The sequence below is a fragment of the Candidatus Eisenbacteria bacterium genome, from assembly GCA_018831195.1.
Lineage (GTDB): Bacteria > Eisenbacteria > RBG-16-71-46 > CAIMUX01 > JAHJDP01 > JAHJDP01.
The window spans coordinates 53,443-77,830 of the sequence record JAHJDP010000065.1; the positions used below are offsets into that span (position 1 = coordinate 53,443).

A 24,388-nucleotide genomic window follows, 5' to 3' on the forward strand; every position below is an offset into this window, starting at 1 on the left:
CGGGAATGCAAAGTATGGGAATAGTGACAAAGCCGCAGGTTTATCGGATTGATCCGGCGAAGAGACAGGGAGATTCAGGGTGAGACCAGGAATACAAAGAGATCGCGCTCTGCCATGGATGGGGATCCTCGTGGCTTTGGCACTTGCAGGCCTCATCACCCTTCCGAGTGGTCCGGGGGCCGCCGACCGATTCAAGCAGAAGGAATGTCTTGATTGCCACAAAGAGATGGAGTCGGCGCTCAAAGAACGTCATGCGCATGATCCATTCAAGGCCAAAAAATGTGATGCCTGTCACAAACCCCATGGCATCTTGGGTGCTCTCAATTTGAAGGCGGAGGGCGCGGATCTCTGCCTCGGGTGTCATGAAGAATTCGGCGCGAAGATGGAATCGGCGCATCTCCATGCCCCCATGCAGGGTGGAGATTGTTTAACTTGCCATTCCGCTCACGGCACCGGCCGCCCGGCTCTTCTCACGCACGAGAAAGGAGAACTCTGTTTCGCATGTCATGACCGCGGTCCGTTTGAGAGAGCGCATGTTCATGAGCCGATGGCCGCTAAGGGGTGCGAAGCCTGCCACGATCCCCACGGATCGGAGCATGCCGGGCTCTTGACCTCTGAATCCATTGATCTCTGCCTGGGCTGCCATAACAATAAGGCCACCCTGCGGGAGAAGCACGGTGGCACGGATATAACCACGGCCCGTTGCGTTTTCTGCCATGATCCGCACTCGTCGGCGGAAGCCTCGCTGCTCTTGCCTTCGATCCACAGCCCGGTCGCTGATATGGATTGCGAATCGTGTCACACGTTGGATGATCAGGGTTTGGTCACAGCTTCCGCCGGTGACGAGATTTGTCTTGAGTGTCATGACCTGGAAATTTCTGGAATAGCCGTACCGCACGCACCTGTGGCTGATGGGGATTGCCGTTCCTGCCACTCCCCCCATGGAAGCGCCTACCCTTCCCTGCTTGTACAAAGAGAAGATAAGCTATGCGAAGAATGCCACGACCCGGCCGGCTCGGGCGCATCCGACGCCCACCAACCGGTTGCGGATGGGCTCTGTTCCGATTGCCACAAGCCCCATGGAACCGACCATCCCGCCCTTTTAACTTCCGGGATCAATGATCTCTGCCTTTCCTGTCATGATATGGATCTCCAGGAACCGGATGGCGGCAGTCTTCATGCTCCTCTTGCAAAGCAGGAGTGTACCGTCTGCCATAATCCACATCGTTCCCGGCAGAAGCCCCTGCTTGTGGCCGGCAGCGGGGAGCTGTGTTTGTCGTGTCATCTAAAGATTAAGCTCCGCAATGCGATGGAATATCCTCACGCCGTCGTGGCGAGCGGGGAATGCATCGCCTGTCATGAGGCGCATCTTTCAAGCCGAAGGAATCTCCTCAAGGGGGCGGCGGGCGATCTTTGTATAAGCTGCCACGGCGAAATGGTGGAAGAGTCGCCGAAAGGAAGCGTGCATGCGCCGAGCAAAGAAGGCGAGTGCCTCACCTGCCACGAACCGCACGGGGGCGGGCGCCCGGGTATGCTGACCGATGATCCGGTGGCGATATGCGCCGGCTGTCATGACGATGTCGCTGATCCAACCGCCTTTGCGCATGGCCATCAGCCGGTTATTGACGGCAAGTGTTCTGATTGCCACGACGCCCACCGATCCGACAGCCCGGCCCTGCTGGCCGGTCCTTCACCATTGATTTGCATCGGTTGCCACCCCGACGTTGTCGATGTGGAAGGGGCGCAATCGATCCATCCTCCCAGCCAGGGAGATTGTCTGGCTTGCCACCTCCCGCACGGGGGTGGGGAGGCCGGGCTCCTGGTCAAGTCGTTGCCCGCGCTTTGTTTCGATTGCCATGATGAAGGATCAGAATTCAAGCGAATTCACCTTAAATTGGATACCGCTGGAATCGATTGCTCGACCTGTCATGAACCGCATCACTCGCAGCAGCCTTCGCTCTTCCTGGCTCAGTCGCATGCGCCCTTCGAAGAGAGGGATTGCGCGGTCTGCCATGATCCGATCGGTGCAGGGACGCCTGCCGCTGAAGTCTGCAAGGAGTGCCATGATCTGCCCCAAGCAAGTCTGGCGAAGGCAAAACAGCATGCGCCGTTCCTGGAGGGTGAGTGCACCGCTTGCCATAATCCGCATGTGGCGGAAGGAGCATCGCTGCTCCCGGTCCGTCCCGTGGACGCCTGCAAGGAGTGCCATGACAGCGAATCCCTTTACCCCGACGCCGAATTGGCTCATGAACCGGTCCGCATGGGTCAATGCGAACATTGTCATGAGAGCCATGGCTCGGAACAGGCGCCGTTACTGAAGGTAGGCCGCAAGGATCTCTGCTTCAGTTGCCACGAAGAAATGCGGAGTCGGCTGCAATATGCAAATGTTCACGCGCCCTTTGCGCAAAACAGTTGTGATGATTGCCATGACTCCCACGGGACAAATTTTCCGGGAATCCTGACTCAAGAGGTCCCGGCCCTCTGCTTCAAATGTCATGACGCGGGGGATTCCCAGATGACGGCCAAACACGGGGGCATGTCCCTCACCAGTGTCGACTGTCTGGGGTGTCACGATCCACATGCCTCGAAGGGGGCCGCCCTTTCGTACAAGAATGTGCATGCGCCTTATGAGGGGGGAGATTGCAACGATTGCCATGAGGCCGGCACGAGAAGAATAAAGGGCGGCGAGAGAGAACTTTGTTTCAGCTGCCACCCGGGCACGCGGGAGGATCTGAAAGAAGGCAAACTGCATCAGCCGCTGACGGGAGATTCACCCTGCACCGCCTGCCATGAACCCCATACGGCGCCGCAGGAAAAGCTCCTGCGGGTGACGCAGGATAAGCTCTGTGAAAAATGCCACAGCGAGGCCGCTGGAGAATTCAAGCAGGCGGCGCATTCCCATCCGGCGGCTGAAAATGGGGCCTGCACCGCCTGCCACAATCCCCATTTGGTCTTTGCCGATGATGAAAATATAACCACCCAGATTTGTTCACGCTGCCATTCTTTTAAGGATCATATCCTGCACCCTATGGGAGAGGATGATCTCGATCCCCGGACAAACGAGCCGATGGGTTGTCTGAGCTGTCACAACAAACACGGATCGGAATACGAATACATTCTCGCCGCCGATCCGAAGGGGCCGCTCTGCGTTCAATGTCACACCGATAAAATCAGGGAGATAAAACTCAATTAGCTGAATTCGGTTTCGGGGGAGGCCTATGGAGGTTCAAACGAAGGTCGCCGCATTGTTTTTCCCCGGCCTGCGGGCCGGAATCCTGGGTGGAATGTGTCTGCTGGCGGTCCTTATGCTCTTCGGCCGGGCCGCGGGCGCGCAAGAGGATGTCATCGATCTGTCCGACCTTTCCCCGCCGCCGGCGCCGCCGCCCAGTGAAGTCCCGCCTTTGCGGGTCGCTGTATCCAATGTTCTCTCGCCGCAAGGAACAGTGGAAAGTTATGGCCTGCTGTTAAAGTACCTTGGCGATAAGATGAACCGTCCGATCGAGCTGGTTCAACGCCGGACCTATCTGGAGACAAACGAGCTGATCCGCGCAAGTGAAGTCGACCTGGCCTTTGTTTGTACAAGTTCATATGTGGTGGGGCATGAGCAATTCGGCATGCAGCTTCTCGCGGTTCCTGTTGTTCATGGAGCGACGACCTATCATGCCGTCCTCATTGTACATCATAATAATCCGGCCGAATCCATGGAGGATCTCAAGGGATCGATTTTCGCCTTCACCGATCCACTATCACATACGGGGCACAATTATCCGAAATTCTTGATCCGTCAATTGGGGGAAACACCGGAGAGCTTTTTTGGAAAGACGATCTATACATACAGCCATGATACCGCGCTTCAGGCGGTGGCGGATGGATCGGTGGACGCGGCCTGTTTGCACAGCATTGTTCTAGGTTTCGCCCTGAAAAGGGATCCGAAGCTTGCGGGGAAAATTAAGCAGATCCACCAGTCTCCGCCCTTTGGCATGCCCCCGGTCGTCATAGGTCCGGGTGTGGATCCAGCGCTTGTTGCGCAGCTGAGGGAGATCCTCATCGGGATGAAGGATGATCCGGAAGGAAAGCGAGCGCTGGCCTTGATCGATTATGACGCTTTTGTGACGATTGAGGACAAGGCCTATGATTCCATCCGCGTAATTTTCCGAGCCGTGGGCGTTCTTGAGACACCGGAACCATGAGCTCTTTCAAATCTCTTAGAGGAGCCTTCATCCGCCGCTGCCGGTCGGTGGTTCTGGGGATGAGTATCCGCGTTAAATTGCTTGGACTGATACTGACCCTGGTTCTTGCTCTTGGGCACGCCATCACGTTTCAAGCGAGGCATGCCGTCGAGAAAACCCTCCGCTCTCACTTGGCCGTGGAGGGCTCATCCATCGCTCAAAATGTGGCGGCCCGGGCCACCGATCTCATCCTCGTCAATGATTTGTTTACTCTCAAGGAATTGTTAAAGGATATTCGGGGAGGTTGTGAGAATATCCGCTATATCTTCATCCTGGATCCTTATGGGTATATTTTGGCGCACACCTTCGGTGAGGGTTTCCCGGTGCCCTTGATAAACGCCAATGAGCCGACCGCCGCCGGCTTTGATCGGACCGTTAAACTGAAAACAACCGAGGGATTGATTTGGGATACCGCCGTGCCGATTTCCAACGGCCGTGTCGGTGTCGCCAGGGTCGGGATTTCCGACGCCGATCACCGGCGCGACATTACGCATCTGACCTTGCGCCTCATCACGACCACTTCTGTGGTTGCATTCATTGCTATTCTCAGCAGCAGTTTCCTTGTCTGGTTTATTACACGCCCGATCCGCTCTCTGGCCGCTGCGGCCGAGGCTGTCGGACGGGGGGATTTTTCCCACCGAACGGGGATACGGACGCGTGATGAATTGGGCGCCCTGTCCAAGACCTTCGATCAAATGACCGCGGAGTTGGCTAAAGTTCGGGCGGAACGCCTGGCCTGGGAACGCTTGCACAAACAGTTGCTCGAGAGGGTCATCCGGGCTCAGGAAGAAGAACGCAAACGGATTGCGCGGGAATTGCATGATGAAACGAGCCAATCTCTGACCTCGCTCATGGTCGGTCTGCAAAGAATTCAGCAACTGCATCCAACTCCGGAAATCCAGGCTCAGATGGAGGAATTGAGGAGTATTGCTGTAAGCACCCTCGACAACCTTCACAATTTAGCCCAGGAGCTTCGTCCTTGCGTGCTGGATGAGCTGGGCCTGGTCGCCGCTCTGGAAAAGTATGTAAACGAGTATCGAAAACGATATATGCTCGAAGTCGACTGCGTCACCCGTGGTATTGATGATCAGCAGAGCCTGCCTTCTGTTATTGCGACAGCCATTTACCGTATCGTGCAGGAGGGCTTGACGAACGTCGCAAGGCATGCAAATGCTGCTTCGGTGAGCGTGCTCTTGGAAAAAACGAAGGATCGGACACGCATTTTTATTGAGGATGACGGATGTGGTTTTATGCCGGAACAGATCGATGGATCGGGTGATCATCTCGGCCTGTTTGGCATCAAAGAGCGGGCGGAGTTGTTTGGTGGAAGGTTCATCGTGGAATCCCGCCCCGGCGCCGGGACGTGTTTAAGGGTCGAGATCCCCATAGATATGATTCCCTTGGGTCGCATCACATGGAATCCGAACGAGTTCAAAGGCGACAAAACACCAGAGGTTTGAAGTGGCTGAGACAAGCATACTTATCGTGGATGACCACGCCGTTCTTCGCACCGGCATCCGGCTGATGCTCCAAAGCCAGCCTGACTTCCGCATCGTGGGAGAGGCGGTGGATGGTGAGGCTGCGATCAGTTTGGCCCGGAAGCTGAAACCCGATGTCATCCTGCTTGATCTCAGCATGCCGCGACTGAGCGGCCACAAGGCGCTGCCGGCCCTCCGGAGGGCTTCGCCTCAAAGCAAGATTCTTGTTTTAACAATGCATGACGACAAAACCTATCTGCAGGCCGCGTTCAAGGGGGGGGCCAGAGGGTATATTGTTAAGAAGGCCGCTGATATCGAGCTCATCTCGGCCATTCGGTCCGTTTCCCGTGGAGAGATCTATCTTCACCCCTCAATGATGGGCGATGCCCTGGATGATCTCCTGCCGCAAGACCAAACCGCTCAGACCGAAGAGAAGGGCCAGTGGGAGAACCTGAGCATTCGTGAACGAGAGGTTCTGCAGTTTGTGGCTCTGGGCTATACGAATGCGGAAATTGCAGAAAAGATCTTTCTCAGCATTAAAACCGTCGAAACCTACCGGGCCCGCGGCATGGAGAAGCTCAACCTACGAACCCGTGCGGCGTTGGTCAAGTTTGCCCTCACCCACGGCCTACTGGATGATTAACCTGTAAACGAATCCTTCATTCTGCCTTCATCCTACCTCCGTACTATGATTTTGGGGGTTTTCCCTGACAAGCAATATGCCGGGGTAGGGGTTCTCCTGCTACCGAAACCGGCCTGTGATCGGCAAAATTAATGATGAGGAAGTTGAAATATTAGGCGGATAACTACCGGGCCGCTTTTTTCGCGCCGTGGGGCCGTGAACTCAGGATGGCGGATATGATGAATTCAAAGGTAAAGACCGGCGGATGGGCATGGCTCTGCCTGCTCATGCTCTGCCATCCGGTCGTTTCTCATTCCGTCATGATCCTTGAATATGAAACGTTATTGACCGGGGAGCCGGAGGCGGTCCGGCCCGCTTCGGTGACCCTCGATCTCCATTCCGGCGGAATTTGTATAACCGATGAGGCCTCCCGCGTCATCGATATCTTTGATGACCGCGGCTTTCATCTGTACCGGACGGATGCGACCTCGAACATCTCAACCCCGAAAGATGGGTCCATCGATTCTCATGGTGGTTTTGTATTTACCGATATCGCGGCTGATGGTACGCGCACGATCGAGCGTCTCAACTATCTGGGAGAGCCCGTTGCCTATGAACCCGAGATTCCCCGTGCGGGGTGGGCTCCGCAGCACTTGATCATTGCCGGTGACGGGCACTACATCACCGTCGACCGGGCCGGACTTCTGGCCAAGCATGATTCCCAATCCGGCTCCTTGATCTGGATGCTGGAGCTGGTTGATCCCCAGTCGGAAAACGCGGACATGCTCGGCCGGCCTTCAGAAGCGCCGGACCACAGGCTTTACATTCCAGGCAGCAAGATCCGGACAATCTTTGTTGTCTCGCCCGACGGCAAGTTATTGGACTTCTTCGGTAGGCGTGGGACACAAAGAGGTGAGTTCACTTTTCCGATCGGAGTCGCCTTTGATCCGGTGGGGCGTGTGCTGGTTCTTGATCGGATGCGTCACAAAATCCTTCTCTTCACATCCGCGCATGAGTTTGTGGATGAGTTTGGAAGGATGGGCGATGGACCGGGGTATCTGTATCACCCGCTGGCGATTGCCTCCTCACCGGACGGCCGCGTTTTTGTAGCACAGGGCTTCGAGGGACGGGTACAGATTTTCCGTCTCTCGGATACCGCATCCGCCCCGAGCGCTTCAAACCTATCGAGGCCATCAGCGGAGAGAGAGAAGACACCTGCTGGAGAGAGGTGAGCTTTAAGAAGTTAGAGAGCCTTGGCTGCGTGTAAGGGTGCATGCAGCATCAGCCACTAACAAAACACAACAGGAGAGAGGAAAAGATGAGATTAGTCCAGATACTCGCGGTGGCGCTATTCCTCGTTGCATGCGTGACGATGAATGCGCTTGCCTTCCACGATGGTGGTGTGGCGGAGTGCGCTGGTTGCCATACCATGCACAACAGCCAGGATGGTGCGCCGATTGATGCCGATCATCCAGCAGGCAATCCGTATTTGCTGAAGTTTGCGAACTCTACGGACATGTGCCTTTCATGCCATGCCGATTACGGACAGTTTTACAGCGGTGAGGGCTACGGCCCTGGTGGGGATTTCTACTGGGTCACCAAGACATGGGAATGGTCGGCTCACGGGCATGCTAATGCCAGCACCGGCGACAGCCATGGCCACAACGTCATCTCCCCCGCCGGAGGCATTTCCGCCGACGCGACTTTGTCAATGGCGCCCGGTGGTGATTTTGACAGCGATTACCTGACCTGCACGAGCTGCCACGATCCCCACGGCAACCAGAATTTCCGTATCCTCTATGGCTCGGCTATTGGACCCGTCTATGACGGCGGACGTTACAACTTCACCGAGGAAGCCCCGATTGCCGAGGGCAACTCCCGGAGAACGTATGTCGGCAGTGGTGGGGAAGAGACACACACCCAGCATACGATCTATAAATCCGGCATGAGTGAGTGGTGCGCGAATTGCCACGAGACATTCCACGCCGGCAACACAACCAACTTTGTTCACCCGACCGGCGAAGATATGGGTACCGCCGCCTCCTCCACTTACAACGCCTATATCAGCTCCGACGAACCGACCGGTGGGAATGCCTCGACCGCATATAACGGTCTCGTTCCTTTCGAGGCGGTTAACGTTGTCTTTGATGATGTCGATCCCGGTGATTACACCCAGGGCCCGACCTCCGCTGATCAGGTGATGTGCGTCACATGCCACCGTGCCCACGCCACCCCGTTTGCTGACATTGGTCGCTGGGACTTTGGCACGACCTTCATTGCCGAGTCACACCCGCTTGCCACTGACACGGGTGCCTCTACCGAGGATGTTGCCAACAAGTATTACCAGTACACTTTCTCGACAAACCAGCGTTCACTCTGCAACAAGTGTCACGTGAAGGATGCGGGCGACGCTCCTCTCTGATATTGGTGATTCCCGGTCTGATCTCCGGGGCTTGAGCTGACCGCTTGAGTGAAGACGGCCTCCTCTTACGAGGGGGCCGTCTTCGTATCAGCCGGAGCCCCCATCCTCCTGTTTTGGGCCGTCATACCTTGGAATTTTATGGATCCTCTATGGCCGATTCCTGAATCTTTTGGCCCGCCATAAGGAGACTTCTTGACAATGGGCCGGCAAATTCGGATCATAAGCGGAGCTTTGATCATGATGTTCAGTTGGCAACGCATCGCCATGGAGAGGGAGGAAAGAGATGAGCAGGTTAGGTATCTTGGGGGTGGCGCTTATTGCCGTTACTGTAATCGGGGCTTTCTTCTGGACATCTGTCGCCGTTCAAGCGACCGATGCGGAAAAGAAGGAGTTCCAATATATTAGCTCGGCAAAGTGCAAGATGTGTCACAAGGGCGAGAAGAAGGGTGAAATTTTTGAGAAGTGGGAAGCAGGCCCGCACGCCAAGGCTTTTGCGTCCCTGCCGGAAGCATCCCAGAAGGATGAGAAGTGTCTTGGCTGTCACACGACTGGATTCGGAAAGGGCGGCTATGTCGCGGGCGCCGAGAATGCCGCTGATTTCGCCCATGTCGGTTGTGAGGCCTGTCATGGTCCGGGAAGCGAATACAAGTCAGCGACGGTCATGAAGGATCATGCTCTCTCGGTCGCGGCCGGAATGATCGAGGTCGGAGAAGCTCAGTGTAAGATCTGCCACACAGAGGCTCTCCCCGAGGCGTGTTGGGGCGAAGCGAAGGCCGCTCCCAAATTCGATTTCGCCGTGGCTTCAAAGAAGGTTGATCATAAAATCGCCAAGGCTGAGTAGAGACTTCCTCGCAAGGGCAAGGAGGCTGCCTGCTCCCTGGTGGGCCATCATAAAATAAGAGCAAGGCGTGTTTCCGTCTTTTCAAGTCTGAGCTCCCGATAATAATCGGGAGCTCTTTCTATCCTGCTGAGCAAAGATAGTTAACGCGTTTAATAGATATGATTATGCTATCTTATTCGTATTGATATGGAGTCTCTTCATCCTGGAGGGGTTGTTCCGAAGCTTGTCCGTCCCTTGGGCTGAAGCGTCCCACCATCACTCACATTATCCTGTGCGAGTCCCTCTCATATCTTGACCCTAAAAAGGGTATTTGATAATTTTAGAAAATCTGATTCGCATTATTAGTCCAACGACCCAACGACCCAAAGGCACCGGGTTTCTAGCAAAGGGCCACGGTTGGCAAAAACAAAATGGCGACGATCATAGAAATTTTCGGTAGTGTGCGCAACTACTTCACGAGGGCGCTGCGTCATCCCTTGGGTTTCCTCGGGCTCAATGGGGCGTCTCTCAGCGGGGTGTTGCTGGTGACGCTGCTTGTGTTGGATTTTACCGGCTATCATGGAAATCCCTATCTTGGAATTTTAACATTTCTCATTCTGCCGATAGTCTTCGTCTGCAGTTTGCTTCTCATACCCATTGGAGAGTTCCGGTACAAGAAAAGGCTTCTTCGTAGAAAGCCATCCAAAGAGCTCCCGCTTTATCTGTCGCTGGATCTCAATAATCCTCGGCACAGGAACCGTTTTACGGTCATCGCCATTCTGACACTTGTGAACTTTACCATTCTTGGAATTGTCTCTTTTCGAGGTATGGAGTTTATGGATTCTGTTCATTTTTGCGGCGAGACCTGCCATCAGGTTATGAATCCCGAGTGGGTTGCCCATCAGAATTCCCCCCACGCGAGGGTGCTCTGCGTCGATTGCCATATCGGCTCCGGCGCCGATTGGTATGTGAAAGCAAAATTGTCGGGCGTGCGGCAGGTTTTTGCGACCCTATTCAATACCTTCCCGCGGCCGATACCGACCCCCATTCACAACCTCCGGCCCGCCCGCGATACATGCGAGCAATGCCATTGGCCCGAAAAGTTTCATGGGGACAAAGTCAAAGTCATCCCGCATTTTGAGGATGATGAGGCGAATACCGAGCTAAAAACCGTTCTTTTACTGAAGGTCGGGGGCGGTGTCGCTGGGAACCAGGACCGGGGTATACATTGGCATGTACTGAATCATGTCGAGTATGATTCGGATGAGTCCCGGGAGAACATTTATAATATCCGTGTTATACAGTCTAATGGCGACACACTTCGGTATGCTTGGAAGGGTAAAGAACCTCCCAAGAACGAGATTCTCGAACCACGCGTCATGGACTGCGTCGATTGCCATAACCGGCCCACGCATATATATTCTATGCCCGACGCAGCATTGGATAATGCATTGTTCTGGGGTGTCATACCCCAAAGCCTGCCGAATATCCGGGGGATTGGGTATCGGGTTTTGACGACCAAGTATGCTTCGAGGGAGGACGCCGCGATTCGTATTCCCGAACTTCTGCGGGCAGGATACCAGGATAAACACCCGTCGGTTCTTCAGGAGATGGATCCGGAATTGAGCAGAACCGCCCAAACACTGGTCGGGATATATAATAAAAACATCTTTCCCAGCATGAATGTTGATTGGGGCACCTATCCCAATCATCTGGGACATGAAGACTTCCCTGGTTGTTTCCGGTGCCATGATGAGGAGCATGTCGCTGAGAATGGAGATGCCATAAGCCAGGATTGTTCTACATGCCATACTCTTCTTGCGATTGAGGAACAGGATCCAAAGGTCCTGGAAGTGATCTTTCCAAAAGAGTAATTGAGAAAGAAAAGGCGCATCAAATATGAAGCCGTTCAAAATATTCAAGATCCTGGGTCTTTTGGGTGTTGTCTATTTTGCCGGCTTTGCAGTAACCGGTATTCGGCTTGAGCCCGATGCGCAGGCGCAGGAGCTCGCTGTTGAGGAAGACAATTATTGTTTTGAGTGCCACAATGATCCGACATTTCTTTCTGATAATGAAATCGGCATATCGCTGTACGTCGATCCGCAATCGTACAGCCATTCGATCCATGCCGGGAATGGATGCGTCTCATGCCATCAAGATGTCGATCCGGAGGATCTTCCGCATGAATCGGGGCTGGAACCCGTCGACTGCGGTGGTTGCCATGATGGTGTAGCCAAGATCTACGCCGCCAGCTCTCATGGTATGGCGCATGCGCAGGGTGATCCGGATGCTCCCCTTTGCAGCGATTGCCATGGCAAGCATGATATCCGCTCTTCAGATGATCCATCATCAATCACTAATATCTCACAAATACCAAGAATGTGCGGATCCTGCCACCGGGAAGATACTGACATGGTTACCCGGCATGATATCGATCAATCGAATGTCATCCAAAATTACTCAATGTCGATTCACGGGGAAGGCCTTTTTGTGCGCGGTTTGACAGTGACTGCAGTTTGTACAAGTTGTCATACGGCGCACAATGTCCTGCCTCATGAGAACCCCGCGTCGACGATCAACCGTAAGAATATCGCCGCGACCTGTATGAAATGCCACGGGCGTATCGAGGATGTTCATCTCAAAGTCATTCGCGGGGAATTGTGGGAAAAGGAGCCACACGTCATTCCCTCCTGTGTTGAATGCCATTCTCCCCATGATATCCGGCGTGTGGTCTATGAAGACGCGCTTAATGATGGTTATTGCATGGGTTGTCACGGGAGCCACGATCTTGTGCGCACCCGCGAAGGCCGAACGGATACGCTTTTTGTCGACACTTCCGAAATTCTGATTTCGGCCCACGGGCCGCATACACCCTGCGTGCGGTGTCATGTCGGGGTCGATATCCGCCTGAATCCCGTCTGTAAAGACTCCGGTCCTGTGGACTGTTCGATCTGCCACGCGAAGGAGGTCGAGAGCCACTCAAAGAGTATTCATGGCCGGCTCAAGGCCGAAGGTGATCCCAATGCGCCCGGCTGCACTGATTGTCATGGAGAACATAAGATTCTCCCCAAGGAGAATCTCGATTCCCCCATATTCGCACGGAATATTCCGCAACTTTGCGCCAATTGCCACCGGGAAGGACAGAAGGCCGCGGCCCGGCTTCACGCTTCACAGACTGAGGTTGTTGAACATTATAACATGTCCATTCATGGAAAGGGTTTGAATGAGAGTGGATTGATGGTCACGGCAATGTGCACCTCCTGTCACACGGCGCATGACATCTATCCCGCAAAAGATCCCGCGTCATCGGTAAATGCCACCAATATCGCGAAGACCTGCGCCAAATGCCACCTGGGCATCTATGAGCAGTTTAAGAAGTCCATTCACAGCCCGGAGGTCTCGCATACAGATAAAAGACTGCCGGTATGTTACGACTGCCACCAATCCCATACGATTGAGCGAGTGGATGGAGAGGATTTTCGGCAGATTATTACCACCCAATGCGGCCAATGCCATGAGGAGGTTACCGAAAGCTATTTCGAAACCTATCATGGCAAGGTGTCCAAGCTCGGGTATGCTTCGACGGCGAAATGTTCTGATTGTCACGGGTCCCACAATATTCTTCCCCCTGATGATGTCAAATCAACATTGAGCCGGGCCAATGCCGTGGCGACCTGCGCGAAATGCCACCCCGAATCGAATCGTAAGTTCACCGGCTACCTGACCCACGCGACGCACCATGACAAGGCGAAATACCCGCTGTTGCACGGCACCTTCTGGTTCATGACGATTCTCCTGGTGGGCACCCTCGGATTTTTCGGCATTCATACCTTGCTCTGGATACCCCGTTCTTTCCGTGAACGCCGGCGTCTCAATCGGCAGAAAAGATCCGGGCCTGAACAACAGATCCTGAGGTTTGAAATCTTCCCACGTGTCCTGCACATTATCGTGATCATCAGCTTTATCGGTCTCGCTATGACCGGCATGATTCTCAAATTCGCCAATCAAACATGGGCGTCGGGGCTGGCCAGGTTTCTGGGAGGATTCGAATCGACGGGAGCGATCCATCGCTTTTGTGCGGTTTTGACCTTCGCCTACTTCCTGCTCCATTTCGTTCACCTACATCGTAAAAAGAAGGAATCGGGCCTGTCCGCCTGGAAATTCATTTTCGGTTCCGGAAGCCTCTTGCCGAATAAAACAGACCTGAAGGAATTCTGGCAAACGACCCTGTGGTTTATCGGTTTGGCCAAGCGGCCGCGTTACGGTCGTTGGACCTATTGGGAGAAGTTTGATTATCTTGCCGTTTTTTGGGGCGTCGCCATGATCGGCTTCACGGGACTTATGCTGTGGTTTCCTGAATTTTTCACCAGGTTCCTTCCCGGACGCTTTATCAATGTGGCAACGATCATTCATAGCGACGAGGCTCTTTTGGCCACCGGTTTTATCTTTTCTGTACACTTTTTCAACACTCATTTCCGGCCGGAGAAATTTCCCATGGATCCGGTCATCTTCACGGGCGTCGTCTCTTTGGAGGAGCTGAAAAATGACCGTCCGCGGGAATATGAAGAGCTCGTTGAAAGCCGGAGACTAAAGACATTGGAAGTGCCGGAGCCACCGCGGTGGCTCCGCATAGCCGCCAGGGTTTTCGGGTTTTCAGCCCTTGCTTTCGGGCTTGCCCTGATCGGTTTGATCATCTGGTCTATGTTGTTCCAGTATCGCTAATCCTTCTGGGGTTCTGTCATGAGGAATTGTTATATTGGCGGGATCGTAGCGTGAGCGCCGAGAATCGTACCTTGCGATGAGACCGGCGATCATCTAACTTGAGGGGTTGATCGTGTGGAATGGCAGCTTAGGTCCGATCCGCCACAGGTGTGGAGTCCTTGGAACTTATCCCGGCTGATGCAGCTAGTTAGGTTATTATATGCGTGAAAAATCTAGAGCTCACCCCATCATAAAGATCCTCAGCTCGATGTATTTGACGGTGGCCCTCCTCTTTATCTTTGCCGCCGCCATCGCCATCGCAACATTCATTGAATCCGCCCAGAGCACCGATGCGGCGCGGGCCATGGTCTATGGCGCAAAATGGTTTGAGATTCTACTCGCCTTGCTAGGTCTCAATCTGGTCGTTTCCCTCGTTTCAGGATTTCCTTTTCGAGCCAACAGGTTGGGATTCGTCATCGCGCACATTTCGATGATCGTGATTCTCATCGGCGCCGGGATTACCCGTTTCTTTGGATATGAGGGCGTCATGTCCATCCGTGAAGGATCATCCACGGATTATATGTATTCCAGAAAAGAGCACATTGAAGTCCAAACCGGAGGGCAATCCGCTTTTATTCCCGTATTTTTGTACAAGTCAGGCCAAACACTCCACCGCAAGGTGTCGGTCGGATCGCAAGAATTGGATATCTCGATCGCCGATTACTGGCCGCACTTTGAGAATTTAGTTGTGGAAGGGGAGGGTGGGGTCCCCACGATTAAATTCAGCGCCACCGGCTCGCGGGGAATGGAAATTCAGACATTGAGCCGGGGCGAAAGATTGGCCCTGCCCGGCGCTGAGGCGCGGTTTTTAAATGGCGCGTTGAACGATTCCCCTCCGGCATCGCCCTACGGAAGGCTCGAGGTCATCTTCAACGGTGAAACCCGCACTATGGATGTTCCAAGGACCCCCCCCGCAGAGATGACCATCAGCGGCTACCGGTTTCTTATTTCTGAATTTCACCCCAGTTTCAGGGTCGGAGCATCCCCCTCCGCATCGGATGAGATGGAGAATCCGGCGATCCGTGTGGAAATCGAAGGGCCTGATGGGGAGAAGGGCCGGCGATTGCTGTTCGCCTTCCATCCTGATTTTGATATGGGGCATGCCGGCGGCGAGGCCTCTTTCTCTGAAATTGAAATGAAGTACCAATACAACAGTGAGCTTTACTTTTCTTACGAACCCGGCGGCGAACTCGCGGGCCGGGCGACTTTTTCCCTTGAGATTCGCCCCAAGAATCCTTCCGAGCCGCCCCGGAGCGTCGCGGCAGGAGAGGATTTCACCCTGGCTCCCGATGAGACGATACGATCGGCGACCTTCGTCCTCGCGCTGATGGAGGTTTGGCGGTCCGCCGTGACCCGGCCCGGCCTCAGTGATGACGAGAGTAAAATGCCGGCGTCCAGGGTTGCGGTGACGGACCATGCCGGCAACCGGGCCGAAACAATTTTGAGCCATGGCGATGATTTGACCTGGCTTGATCTCAGCGGACATGAGGTCGGAATTAGGCTGGGAGCAAAGATTATAAAACTCCCCTATACCATTCACCTGGATGATTTTGTGTTGGTCACCTATCCCGGAAGCTCCAACCCGGCGAGTTACGAAAGCCGCGTCCGGGTATTTGATGAGGAAGCCGGTGTCAACGGGCGGGCGGAACGGATTTATATGAACCATCCCTTGACATTCCGGGGATATAAACATTTTCAATCGTCCTATGACCAAGATCGCCGCGGAACGATTCTATCGGTCAATTACGATCCCGGGAAAACGCCGACATATATCGGGTACCTTTTTCTGGGCATTGGATTTCTCATCACACTTTCACGCAAACTCATCTGGCCGAAGATGAAAGAAGAGTAGGAGATTATTTCATGGCAGCAGCCGGCAGGATTCAATGGCTTCTCGTTCTTCTCTTGGTTCTCCTTGTTGGGACGATCCAGGGGCAGACTCAAGATGTTCCACCACCTCCACAGCGCGATTTCCTCTCAGATGAAGCCAGGAATGCTTTGAAGGTCCTCATGGTGCAGGATTATCAGGGCCGTATGAAGCCCCTCGATACGTTATGCCGGGAGATGTCGTGGAAAATCAGCAAGCAGGCCAAAGTCGACGGCTGGGAACCGGTGGATATGTTTATGAGCTGGATGGTCAACCAGACCTATTGGGTGGATCAACCTCTGCTCGCTGTAAGAAATGACCAACTTAAGAGGACGCTGGGTCTTGATCCTGAACAGGCCGAAGGGAAGGTGCATATTGTGCCTTCCAGTCTCATTACCCAGACGGGGCAATATCAGTTGGAATCGATGGTGGAAGAGATCCATCGCACACCAGGTAATCTGCGCACGAAGATGCAAAGGAAACTGCTGCAATTCGATGACCGATTCAACCTCTTCTTTATGAGCCTGCGCGGCCAGACACTGAGAATATTCCCCTTGCCGAATGATGACAACAACAGCTGGCTCAGCCTGCGGGAGGTTCTTCCCTCTCTTGATGCCGCTACGCAGGCAGAGTACCAGCAGGCTTACACCGAATTGATTTCAGGTATTCAGTGGCAGGACAATGAGCGTGTCATCGCCGGCACGAAGGCGGTTGCAAAGATTCAAGAGAAGTACGGCGCATCGGTCATGCCATCGAAGCTGGCGGTCAGATCCGAACTTATACTCAATCAAACCGAACCCTTCAAGGTGGTGATCTTCCCCTATCTTGCCGCCTTCTTGATCCTGTTTGGCGGCTATTTCTATAGTCTTGCCCGGCACAAGGGGGCGAAGTTTCGCTTCAGGCATCCGCTCTATTTTATCGGAAGCATGGTCTTTTTGATCTCCATTCTTATACATCTTCTGGGTTATCTCATGCGATGGATCGCTTCAGGCAGGGCGCCGTTGAGCAATGGGTATGAATCGCTGATCTTTATCAGCCTGATGGTCGGTATCGTCGGCTTTTATTACGAGTTGCGCGACCGCCGCGGCTCCGTGGGGGGATTGGGAGCGCTGCTGACCCTTGTCATTTTGGGCATAGCCATGCTTCCCACTTTTGATCCGGCTATCAGCCCGCTTGTGCCGGTTCTGGCGTCCGTCTGGTTGATCATTCATGTGACGATTATCACAGCCAGCTACGGCTTTCTCAGCCTGGCAGCCCTCATGTCGATGACGATGCTCATTCTGCATTGGTTCAAAGGTCCGAACCGAAAGACGTTACGAGCGGCCATTCTCAATATGAGCCAACTGCACTGGAGTGTGATGATTGCAGGATTGGCCTTTTTAAGTGTGGGGACTTTTCTGGGTGGTGTCTGGGCCAACGAATCCTGGGGTCGATATTGGGGTTGGGACCCAAAGGAGACGTGGGCTCTTGTCACGATTCTCGTCTATGCCTTTGTTGTCCACCTTCGCTTTATTGATAAAACAAATAAACCCTTGCTCATCGCCGCCGGAAGTTTTATCTCGATATCGTCCGTTATCATGACATATTTCGGAGTAAACTATTTTCTCTCGGGTCTCCACTCGTACGCCGAGGGAGATGTATCCAGCGTTCCATCCTGGGTTTATTTAGGCGCCATCGCCATGCTGCTCATTGTCTTCATCTCGTTCATCAGGGATAAAACCCGCCATTGGGATGAGATAGCGGAGGGCTGATAGGCCCTCTGTCCGGCCTATTCCGGGGGGTGTCAGAATGAGTTCAAAACATCGAGTTTCCGGGCGGCGGCACATGCTTTCCCTCCTGCTGCCGGTTCTACTTCTCGCCCATGTTCCCGCTGCATTATCGCTGACGCCGGTTCGTTTTGCCGTGATCGGAGATCGATCTTCCGGCCATGTTCCGGGAATCTATGGACGGATCGTCCGTGAGATCGAGAGATTAAAGCCGGACTTCGTTATGACGGTTGGTGATATGATTGAGGGCGGTATAGAAGACTCGCTGACGATTGAACAATTGTGGGCGGATTATCTTGAGCTGGTTGAACCGCTTTCTATGCCCATACATTACGCCCCCGGGAACAATGACATCTGGAGCGATCTCTCCGAACGGATCTATCGGCGGTACGCCGGGGAGCCTTACTATTCATTCACTCACGAGTTCTTGCATTTCGTTATCCTTGACAACAGCCGGATCTCCAATAGTACAGAGTTTTCAAAGGGGCAGATTGAATGGCTGGAAGCGGATCTGAAACAACACCAGGATGCGCTGTACACATTGGTCTTCTTTCATAAGCCCTTTTGGAATGAAAGCATTGTCGTCGATGCTCCGGATCTTCTGCATGAGATCTTTGTCAAGTATGGGGTCGATGCCGTTTTTTCAGGACATTACCACCAGTATTTCAGCGGCCGGTATGATGAGATCATTTATACAAATATGGGAAGTTCCGGGGGCGGCACAACCCCATCCCCAAGCGGTCTGAAGTATCATTATGCATGGGTCACGGTCGATGAAGCCGGTATTCATATCGCCCCCATCCACATGGGTTCCGTCCTTCCATGGGATATCTTGACCGCCGAGGAGCGCAAACTTTGCCAGAGACTCGAAAGGGAAGGGCTCACCTTCAAAGAGCCTTTGCCTATCGATGAGAACCGTCAATCCGTCGACGGGCGAGCGGTTCTGGTTGTTAACAACTCCTTTTTGCCGCGCCCCGTGAAACAGATGATCAAATGGACGATCCCCGCGGGATGGCAGGTATCCCCTGAAATGGTGGAGATCGATCTGCCGGCCGGCGATTAAGCCGCCTACACATTCAAGCTCTCCTGCGCCGGGCCTCCTTATCCCGTGCCCGCGGCGTCGCTCGAGTTTACTTATGCCGAGAACAAGTCGATCCCGATCTCAGCCGGCGTGAATTTGATTCGTTCGGCGGATTGCATGAAGGTTTCTTCGGCTATTGCGATAGACGGGCGCGTGCTGGAGCCGTCTTGGAAGAATCCGGCGGCGGTTCTCTATCATCCGCAAGGAGGTGCGGCAACGATAGATCCCGTTGAATTCTATTTTGCATATGATGAAGCCCATCTATATCTGGCGGCGGTCTGTCATGACGGCCAAATTGATTCCCTGATCGCTCAGACGACGGAACAGGATAGCCCTGTCTATCTCGAGGACTGTGTCGGCTATTTTATTGAGCCGGATCCTGAGGAAGGGGCGATCTATCAAATCTATATCAATCCGTTGGGTACGGTTTACGATCAGCTCATCCGATGGAACAAGGACGGATATGCGCAGAGTGACCGGGATTGGAATGGTGTCTATGAGATACAAACATCCATTGAAAATTCAAAATGGACCGTCGAGATTTCAATCCCGCTGGAACAATGGAATGTTAAAGCAAAGCGCGATGATATCTGGAGGGTTAACTTCCGCCGGAAGCAAAAACGGTTCAATGATGCAGCGGATTGGCAGGTTCCGATTGATTATAATCCAGAGACATTCGGGAAACTCATTATGAGAGTGGCGCCATGATTGTATCCGCCTTTGCAGGCGGCATGGTTATCGGGGAGGCCGCCGTGATGGGTGGTATCTAATGGATTCGACACAAAACCCCTCATATTCCACCCATCCGTCCGCGGATCAGCGCACCCATGTCATTCATATCGAAAAATGGGGAAAGCCGGATGTCCTGGTGGGAAGAGACATCCGTCTTCCCGCTCCCGCTCCCGGTGAGGTTCACCTAAAGGTAAAGGCCGCCGGTGTCAATTTCGCCGACTTGATCATGCGGATGGGACTCTATGGAACCGTTCCGCCCCGCCCCTTCAGCCCTGGTTTTGAGGTGGCCGGGGAAATCGTTCGAACCGGTGGTCAAGTTGAAGGCTGGAAAGCGGGCGATCGCGCTATTGCCCTGATGCGCCACGGCGGCTACGCGGGGGATGTCATCGTGCCGGCCGATCAGCTCTTTCCCTGGCCCGAAGGGATGACAGCGATCGAAGCCGCCGCCATCCCGGTGACTTTTCTGACAGCTTGGATCTGCCTGTTCCGCGCGGCCTCTGTCCGCAAAGGGGAGAAAGTGTTGGTTCTCGGAGCGGGCGGTGGTGTGGGCACAGCGGCGGTTCAGCTGGCCGTCAAAGCCGGATTGGAGGTCATCGGGACCGCCGGATCGGAAGCCAAGCGGCGCTTTGTCCGTGAACGGTTGGGTGCGAAGGCCTGTTTTGATTCACGGGGTGACTGGGAAACCGGTGTGCGGGGAGTTGTCGGCAAACGGGGTCTCGATGTGGCATTGGACCCGGTGGGAGGGAGATCGACCCGCGCCTGCCGCAATCTCCTATCCCCCCTCGGCCGGTTGGTTTTTTATGGAATGAGCCGGGCGGTGCCCGGCAGCCGGCCCAATAAGCTTCGCGCCGCGCTCGCCTGGTGGCAGACACCTCGTTTTCATCCCATGGATCTTATCCGGCCGAATCTGGGTCTTCACGGTGTTCATCTTCTTCATCTCGGCGGGAAGGAAGAGATTCTTAGGGAGGCCTACATGGAAATGCTTCCCTCCTTTGAGACCGCGGAACTGGCGCCGGTTCTGGACAAGAGTTTTCCTCTTACGCGGGCCGGCGCGGTCGATGCCCACCGGTATCTGCATGCGCGGAGAAATTTGGGGAAGGTCGTGCTCGAAGCCTGAGTCACTTGATGCCGTGCTCTCTTTGAGATCTTGCCCGGCGCCCCAGTATACGATTAAAGTTATCTTGTAACGGGGTGGCACTGTATCTCATTGAAGATGAAAACGGCAGTCCTGGGAGATGAAATCACGATGGAGAAGAGCTCTTCCCAAAATGATTCCGCTGTGATCGGCAGGATCTTTCAGTTCAAGATCATATTGGATGGAATCAAGCCGCCGATATGGCGCAGAATTCAGGTATCGGAGAGGATAACCCTCCACACCCTGCATATCGTTATTCAAAACGTTATGGGATGGGAAGACAGGCACCTCTATGAATTCAATCACGAGGGCGCCCGTTTCACGGCTATCGAGGTCGATTCCGAAGAGGAGTCCTTGGCGGCCAACACGGAGTCGATCCGTCTAAAGGATCTTCATTTAAAAAAAGGAGCCACAATCTCATATGTCTATGATTTTGGTGATTATTGGAGTCATGAAATCATCCTCGAGGAATTCCCTTCAATAGATCCAGCACAGGCTTATCCCGTCTGTATTTCCGGCGCCCGGGCTTGTCCGCCGGAAGATTGTGGAGGGTTGCCGGGATATGAAGAACTCCTCGAGGCGCTCAGTCATCCCAAACATCCCGAACATGAAGAGATGAAGAGAAGGCTTCATCGGAAATTCAATCCCGAACTGTTTGAAACCGAGAAGGTCAATCAGGAATTGAGGAATGAATTTACGCCGGGTGTATAAAGAGGCATTTCGAGTATTCAGGCGGCCTTGTCAAGAAATGAGCTTTCGACCGTATCAAACCGGGCTGTAAAGTAGAAGGTGCTTCCCCGGCCGGGAGCACTTTCAAACCAGAGATTCCCGCCCATCAATTTCGCCATGTGTGAAGATATGGCCAGACCCAGCCCGGATTTTGAATGGTTATGAGTTGAGGAAGAGCTGACTCTGTGGAAGGGCTCCAAGATCCTCTTTTGATAATCTTCGGGGATGCCGATCCCCGTATCCTTGATGGAGAATTGAAGAGCAACGATGCTGGCTGGAGCAATTTGAGGCATGGTGACACTGAGTTCAATATAACCTTCTTCCGTAAATGTCACGGAATTATCCATAAGGTTCTCGAGTATTTGCTCCAGGTGCTTTGCATCTCCGGCGGCGGCGATGGGAATCTGTGGATCAATATCGATTTTCAGAAGGAGGCCTTTTTTTTCAGCGCGATTGCGGAAGGATTGAAACACCGAATTGACAACATCGCGAATGACAAATGGGGCGGAATGGAGATGTACTTTGCCGGCCTCAATCTCCGCCGCATCGAGAATCTCATTAACTAAATTCAACAGGGATTGCGCCGATGACTCCACAAGCTGGAGCTGCGTCCTCTGCGAATCCGAAAGATCCGTCTGCAGTAGGAGACCGATCATTCCGAGGATGCCGTTCATGGGCGTACGGAGTTCATGACTCGTATTGGCTAAAAATTCATTTTTTGTTCTATTACGAGCTTCCGCCTCTTCCTTGGCCCGCAGGTATTCAGCGTTTTCCTTTTCCAACTTGGCGGTTTTTCTCTCGAGGCTATGGAGGCGCTCCCTGGTATACTCCTCGAGAATATCGTCGGGTAGTTCAGACCAATCGGCGCCGTGTCCCGGCTGCAGACCGGTCTTGGGGCGCTCCCGCGGCGACACGCCGGGGCGTTCATTCGGAAGTGGGATATCCATCATGATGGACCTTCCTTGATTTCTCTCACATCCTTCTTCACTCTTTTTATTTTCGGCCGCAAAGAGCCTTTTCTTTAAGAATCCTTGTTGTGTCCTAACTTATTTGTTTTCAAGTCATTACAATGTTCTGGCCCCGGGGGAGGGGGACATGCGGCCGTGAAATGAATATTTGGTGATTCTGTCGGTATTCTTATCCGAAGAGGCTGTGCGAAGGGTCTGGAATCCACACACGGGGACGTCGGTTTTCTGAAACAGTCGCAGGAAAGGTTACGTAACTTAGGGCAGCCGGGTCTAATTCCTACCGAGGTTTCCCACTGCCGGGTACACTGAGGAAATGCCCATCGCGTTCCGGGATGGGTGGTATAGGGGGTCAACGTCTCGGAAAGGAGAGTTTGATGGAATCGGTGATCAGTGCCGTACGCTGTCATATCAACCACAATATCCACCGCCAAATCCACCGCCACGCACACATCCGGGGGGCCATCCTGTGTCTCATCGGTGCTGCCATTCTACTGACTCCAAGCTTGGCCCGGCCCGAAGAAGAGGCCCTTGTCAACGGGGTTGTTCATATCAGGAACGGATCCACACCCCAGAAGGGGATTGATACATATCACCTCGAGGAACTCTGGCGTCTCGGCGGCGCGGATGATGAAACCATCTTCGGATTGATTTCACAGGTCATCTCGGACAGCGAAGGCAACCTCTATCTTCTCGATACACAGCTATCAGAAATCCGGGTGATCTCGCCGGATGGAGCGCCGCTCGGGACCTTGAGCCATGAAGGAGACGGGCCGGGAGAAGTCCGCCAACCCTTTGATCTGGATTTCATGCCGGACGGCACTCTCGGCATGGCGCAGATGTTTCCGGGGAAAATCGTAAAGGTCGACAAGGAAGGCCATCCCGCAGGTGATCTTGCGGTCGGTGGGCAGGATCCGACGCAGGGAGGTTTCGCGGTTTTACTCGATGTCAGCGTCAAAGGTGGAAACCTCTTCCTTGCAGGTATTAATATCACGATGGCGGAAGGTATCCAGAATTTAACAAGTTTTTTGTCTAAGTATGCGGAAACAGGTGAGGAAAAAGTTCGATATCTGGAGAAAGCAACCACGCTCGATTTTAGCAACATTGAAATCATCGAACGTGACCGGTATTTTGTCTTTCCCCGCCGCTGGGATGTTGACGCGGAAGGTAATGTTTATGCCGCCGCCGAGCGGGATCGCTATGCCATTCATGTTTGGACGCCGGATGGCACGCTTAAACGTGTCATTGAACGCGAGTTCCAGCCGTGGAAGAGAAACGAGAAGGACCTGGGGCGGATACAGGCGGTCATGAACGGCCAGACAAGCCGCTTTCCAACGGAGGTCAAGACCGAGATCGAGGAGTATGAGGTTGCGATCAATACAATCCACATCGACGGGGATGGGATGATTTGGGTCATTTCCAGCCGAGGAAATCACGATCAACCCGATGGAATCATGCAGACCTATGATCTCTTCTCACCCGAGGGGCATTTTGTAAGGCAGGTTGCCATCGCCTGCGAGGGGCGCGGCGAGGATGACGGATTGATCTTTGTGGAAAACGATAGGGTCGTTTTGGTCAAGGGATTGATCGACGCGGCGGTCAGCCTTCAAGGCGGTGTCGGAGCGGGCGAGGACGATGAAGCTGAACCGATGGAGGTTATCTGTTATAGAATCCAAAAATAGGATTCTGAAGAATGAGGTTTTAGGATTGAATGAATCCCGAACCACCAATCGGGGCGGAATTTCAGCTAGGAGAGCCAAGGGGTCTAAATTCAGGGGGTG

General features: G+C 53.8%; 16 protein-coding genes and 1 pseudogene. 16 read left to right on the top strand and 1 reads right to left on the bottom strand.

Features of this window, described 5'->3' with window-relative positions; all coding sequences use genetic code 11:
• Positions 1–79: 79 nt before the first annotated feature.
• The 15 genes and pseudogenes from KJ970_11350 (at position 80) to KJ970_11420 (ending at position 21,624) form a co-directional block, all read left to right on the top strand.
• Positions 80–3,193 carry a cytochrome c3 family protein gene (locus tag KJ970_11350; protein ID MBU2691513.1) on the top strand — a complete coding sequence of 1,038 codons (3,114 nt, stop codon included), beginning with the start codon at positions 80–82 and terminating at the stop codon, positions 3,191–3,193.
• Between the two features lie 25 nt (positions 3,194–3,218).
• Positions 3,219–4,190: a phosphate/phosphite/phosphonate ABC transporter substrate-binding protein gene (gene phnD / locus KJ970_11355; protein ID MBU2691514.1), complete on the top strand. Its 972-nt coding sequence runs from the start codon at positions 3,219–3,221 to the stop codon at positions 4,188–4,190.
• Positions 4,187–5,689, top strand: a complete 1,503-nt coding sequence (locus KJ970_11360; protein MBU2691515.1) for a HAMP domain-containing protein — start codon at positions 4,187–4,189, stop codon at positions 5,687–5,689. The genes phnD and KJ970_11360 overlap by 4 nt, the downstream gene beginning before the upstream one ends.
• 10 nt (positions 5,690–5,699) lie before the next feature.
• Positions 5,700–6,350: pseudogene (locus tag KJ970_11365) on the top strand (response regulator transcription factor).
• A gap of 215 nt (positions 6,351–6,565) precedes the next feature.
• Positions 6,566–7,561 carry an NHL repeat-containing protein gene (locus tag KJ970_11370; GenBank protein MBU2691516.1) on the top strand — a complete coding sequence of 332 codons (996 nt, stop codon included), beginning with the start codon at positions 6,566–6,568 and terminating at the stop codon, positions 7,559–7,561.
• Positions 7,562–7,647: 86 nt separating this feature from the next.
• Complete coding sequence (locus KJ970_11375) at positions 7,648–8,751, top strand: hypothetical protein (protein ID MBU2691517.1); 1,104 nt, start codon at positions 7,648–7,650, stop codon at positions 8,749–8,751.
• 283 nt (positions 8,752–9,034) lie between these two features.
• Positions 9,035–9,592 carry a cytochrome c family protein gene (locus KJ970_11380; protein ID MBU2691518.1) on the top strand — a complete coding sequence of 186 codons (558 nt, stop codon included), beginning with the start codon at positions 9,035–9,037 and terminating at the stop codon, positions 9,590–9,592.
• Between the two features lie 410 nt (positions 9,593–10,002).
• Positions 10,003–11,445: a NapC/NirT family cytochrome c gene (locus KJ970_11385; protein MBU2691519.1), complete on the top strand. Its 1,443-nt coding sequence runs from the start codon at positions 10,003–10,005 to the stop codon at positions 11,443–11,445.
• A 25-nt stretch (positions 11,446–11,470) separates the two neighbouring features.
• Positions 11,471–14,293 (top strand): cytochrome c3 family protein, encoded by a 2,823-nt coding sequence (locus KJ970_11390; GenBank protein MBU2691520.1) that lies wholly within the window; start codon positions 11,471–11,473, stop codon positions 14,291–14,293.
• Between the two features lie 199 nt (positions 14,294–14,492).
• Entirely contained in the window at positions 14,493–16,184 is a 1,692-nt protein-coding gene (locus tag KJ970_11395) for a cytochrome c biogenesis protein ResB (protein ID MBU2691521.1), read from the top strand.
• 11 nt (positions 16,185–16,195) lie between these two features.
• Entirely contained in the window at positions 16,196–17,950 is a 1,755-nt protein-coding gene (gene ccsA, locus KJ970_11400) for a cytochrome c biogenesis protein CcsA (protein MBU2691522.1), read from the top strand.
• Between the two features lie 37 nt (positions 17,951–17,987).
• Complete coding sequence (locus tag KJ970_11405) at positions 17,988–19,028, top strand: metallophosphoesterase (protein ID MBU2691523.1); 1,041 nt, start codon at positions 17,988–17,990, stop codon at positions 19,026–19,028.
• Between the two features lie 45 nt (positions 19,029–19,073).
• Complete coding sequence (locus KJ970_11410; protein ID MBU2691524.1) at positions 19,074–19,754, top strand: hypothetical protein; 681 nt, start codon at positions 19,074–19,076, stop codon at positions 19,752–19,754.
• Between the two features lie 61 nt (positions 19,755–19,815).
• On the top strand, positions 19,816–20,895 hold the full coding sequence (locus KJ970_11415; protein ID MBU2691525.1) for a zinc-binding dehydrogenase: 1,080 nt from the start codon (positions 19,816–19,818) through the stop codon (positions 20,893–20,895).
• 96 nt (positions 20,896–20,991) lie between these two features.
• Positions 20,992–21,624 (top strand): plasmid pRiA4b ORF-3 family protein, encoded by a 633-nt coding sequence (locus tag KJ970_11420; GenBank protein MBU2691526.1) that lies wholly within the window; start codon positions 20,992–20,994, stop codon positions 21,622–21,624.
• Between the two features lie 17 nt (positions 21,625–21,641).
• On the opposite strand, the gene KJ970_11425 is transcribed toward KJ970_11420, so the two are convergent.
• Positions 21,642–22,592 carry a hypothetical protein gene (locus KJ970_11425; protein ID MBU2691527.1) on the bottom strand — a complete coding sequence of 317 codons (951 nt, stop codon included), beginning with the start codon at positions 22,590–22,592 and terminating at the stop codon, positions 21,642–21,644.
• A gap of 392 nt (positions 22,593–22,984) precedes the next feature.
• On the opposite strand from KJ970_11425, the gene KJ970_11430 reads away from it, so the two are divergent.
• Positions 22,985–24,289: a hypothetical protein gene (locus tag KJ970_11430; GenBank protein MBU2691528.1), complete on the top strand. Its 1,305-nt coding sequence runs from the start codon at positions 22,985–22,987 to the stop codon at positions 24,287–24,289.
• Positions 24,290–24,388 lie beyond the last annotated feature (99 nt).

What these genes read in the sequence shown, in the direction of transcription:
- phnD (MBU2691514.1), top strand. Translation starts at nt 3,219, where the DNA reads ATGGAGGTTCAAACGAAGGTCGCCGCATTGTTTTTCCCCGGCCTGCGG.
- KJ970_11360 (MBU2691515.1), top strand. Translation starts at nt 4,187, where the DNA reads ATGAGCTCTTTCAAATCTCTTAGAGGAGCCTTCATCCGCCGCTGCCGG.
- KJ970_11370 (MBU2691516.1), top strand. Translation starts at nt 6,566, where the DNA reads ATGATGAATTCAAAGGTAAAGACCGGCGGATGGGCATGGCTCTGCCTG.
- KJ970_11375 (MBU2691517.1), top strand. Translation starts at nt 7,648, where the DNA reads ATGAGATTAGTCCAGATACTCGCGGTGGCGCTATTCCTCGTTGCATGC.
- KJ970_11380 (MBU2691518.1), top strand. Translation starts at nt 9,035, where the DNA reads ATGAGCAGGTTAGGTATCTTGGGGGTGGCGCTTATTGCCGTTACTGTA.
- KJ970_11385 (MBU2691519.1), top strand. Translation starts at nt 10,003, where the DNA reads ATGGCGACGATCATAGAAATTTTCGGTAGTGTGCGCAACTACTTCACG.
- KJ970_11390 (MBU2691520.1), top strand. Translation starts at nt 11,471, where the DNA reads ATGAAGCCGTTCAAAATATTCAAGATCCTGGGTCTTTTGGGTGTTGTC.
- KJ970_11395 (MBU2691521.1), top strand. Translation starts at nt 14,493, where the DNA reads ATGCGTGAAAAATCTAGAGCTCACCCCATCATAAAGATCCTCAGCTCG.
- ccsA (MBU2691522.1), top strand. Translation starts at nt 16,196, where the DNA reads ATGGCAGCAGCCGGCAGGATTCAATGGCTTCTCGTTCTTCTCTTGGTT.
- KJ970_11405 (MBU2691523.1), top strand. Translation starts at nt 17,988, where the DNA reads ATGAGTTCAAAACATCGAGTTTCCGGGCGGCGGCACATGCTTTCCCTC.
- KJ970_11415 (MBU2691525.1), top strand. Translation starts at nt 19,816, where the DNA reads ATGGATTCGACACAAAACCCCTCATATTCCACCCATCCGTCCGCGGAT.
- KJ970_11420 (MBU2691526.1), top strand. Translation starts at nt 20,992, where the DNA reads ATGAAAACGGCAGTCCTGGGAGATGAAATCACGATGGAGAAGAGCTCT.
- KJ970_11425 (MBU2691527.1), bottom strand. Translation starts at nt 22,592, where the DNA reads ATGATGGATATCCCACTTCCGAATGAACGCCCCGGCGTGTCGCCGCGG.
- KJ970_11430 (MBU2691528.1), top strand. Translation starts at nt 22,985, where the DNA reads ATGGAATCGGTGATCAGTGCCGTACGCTGTCATATCAACCACAATATC.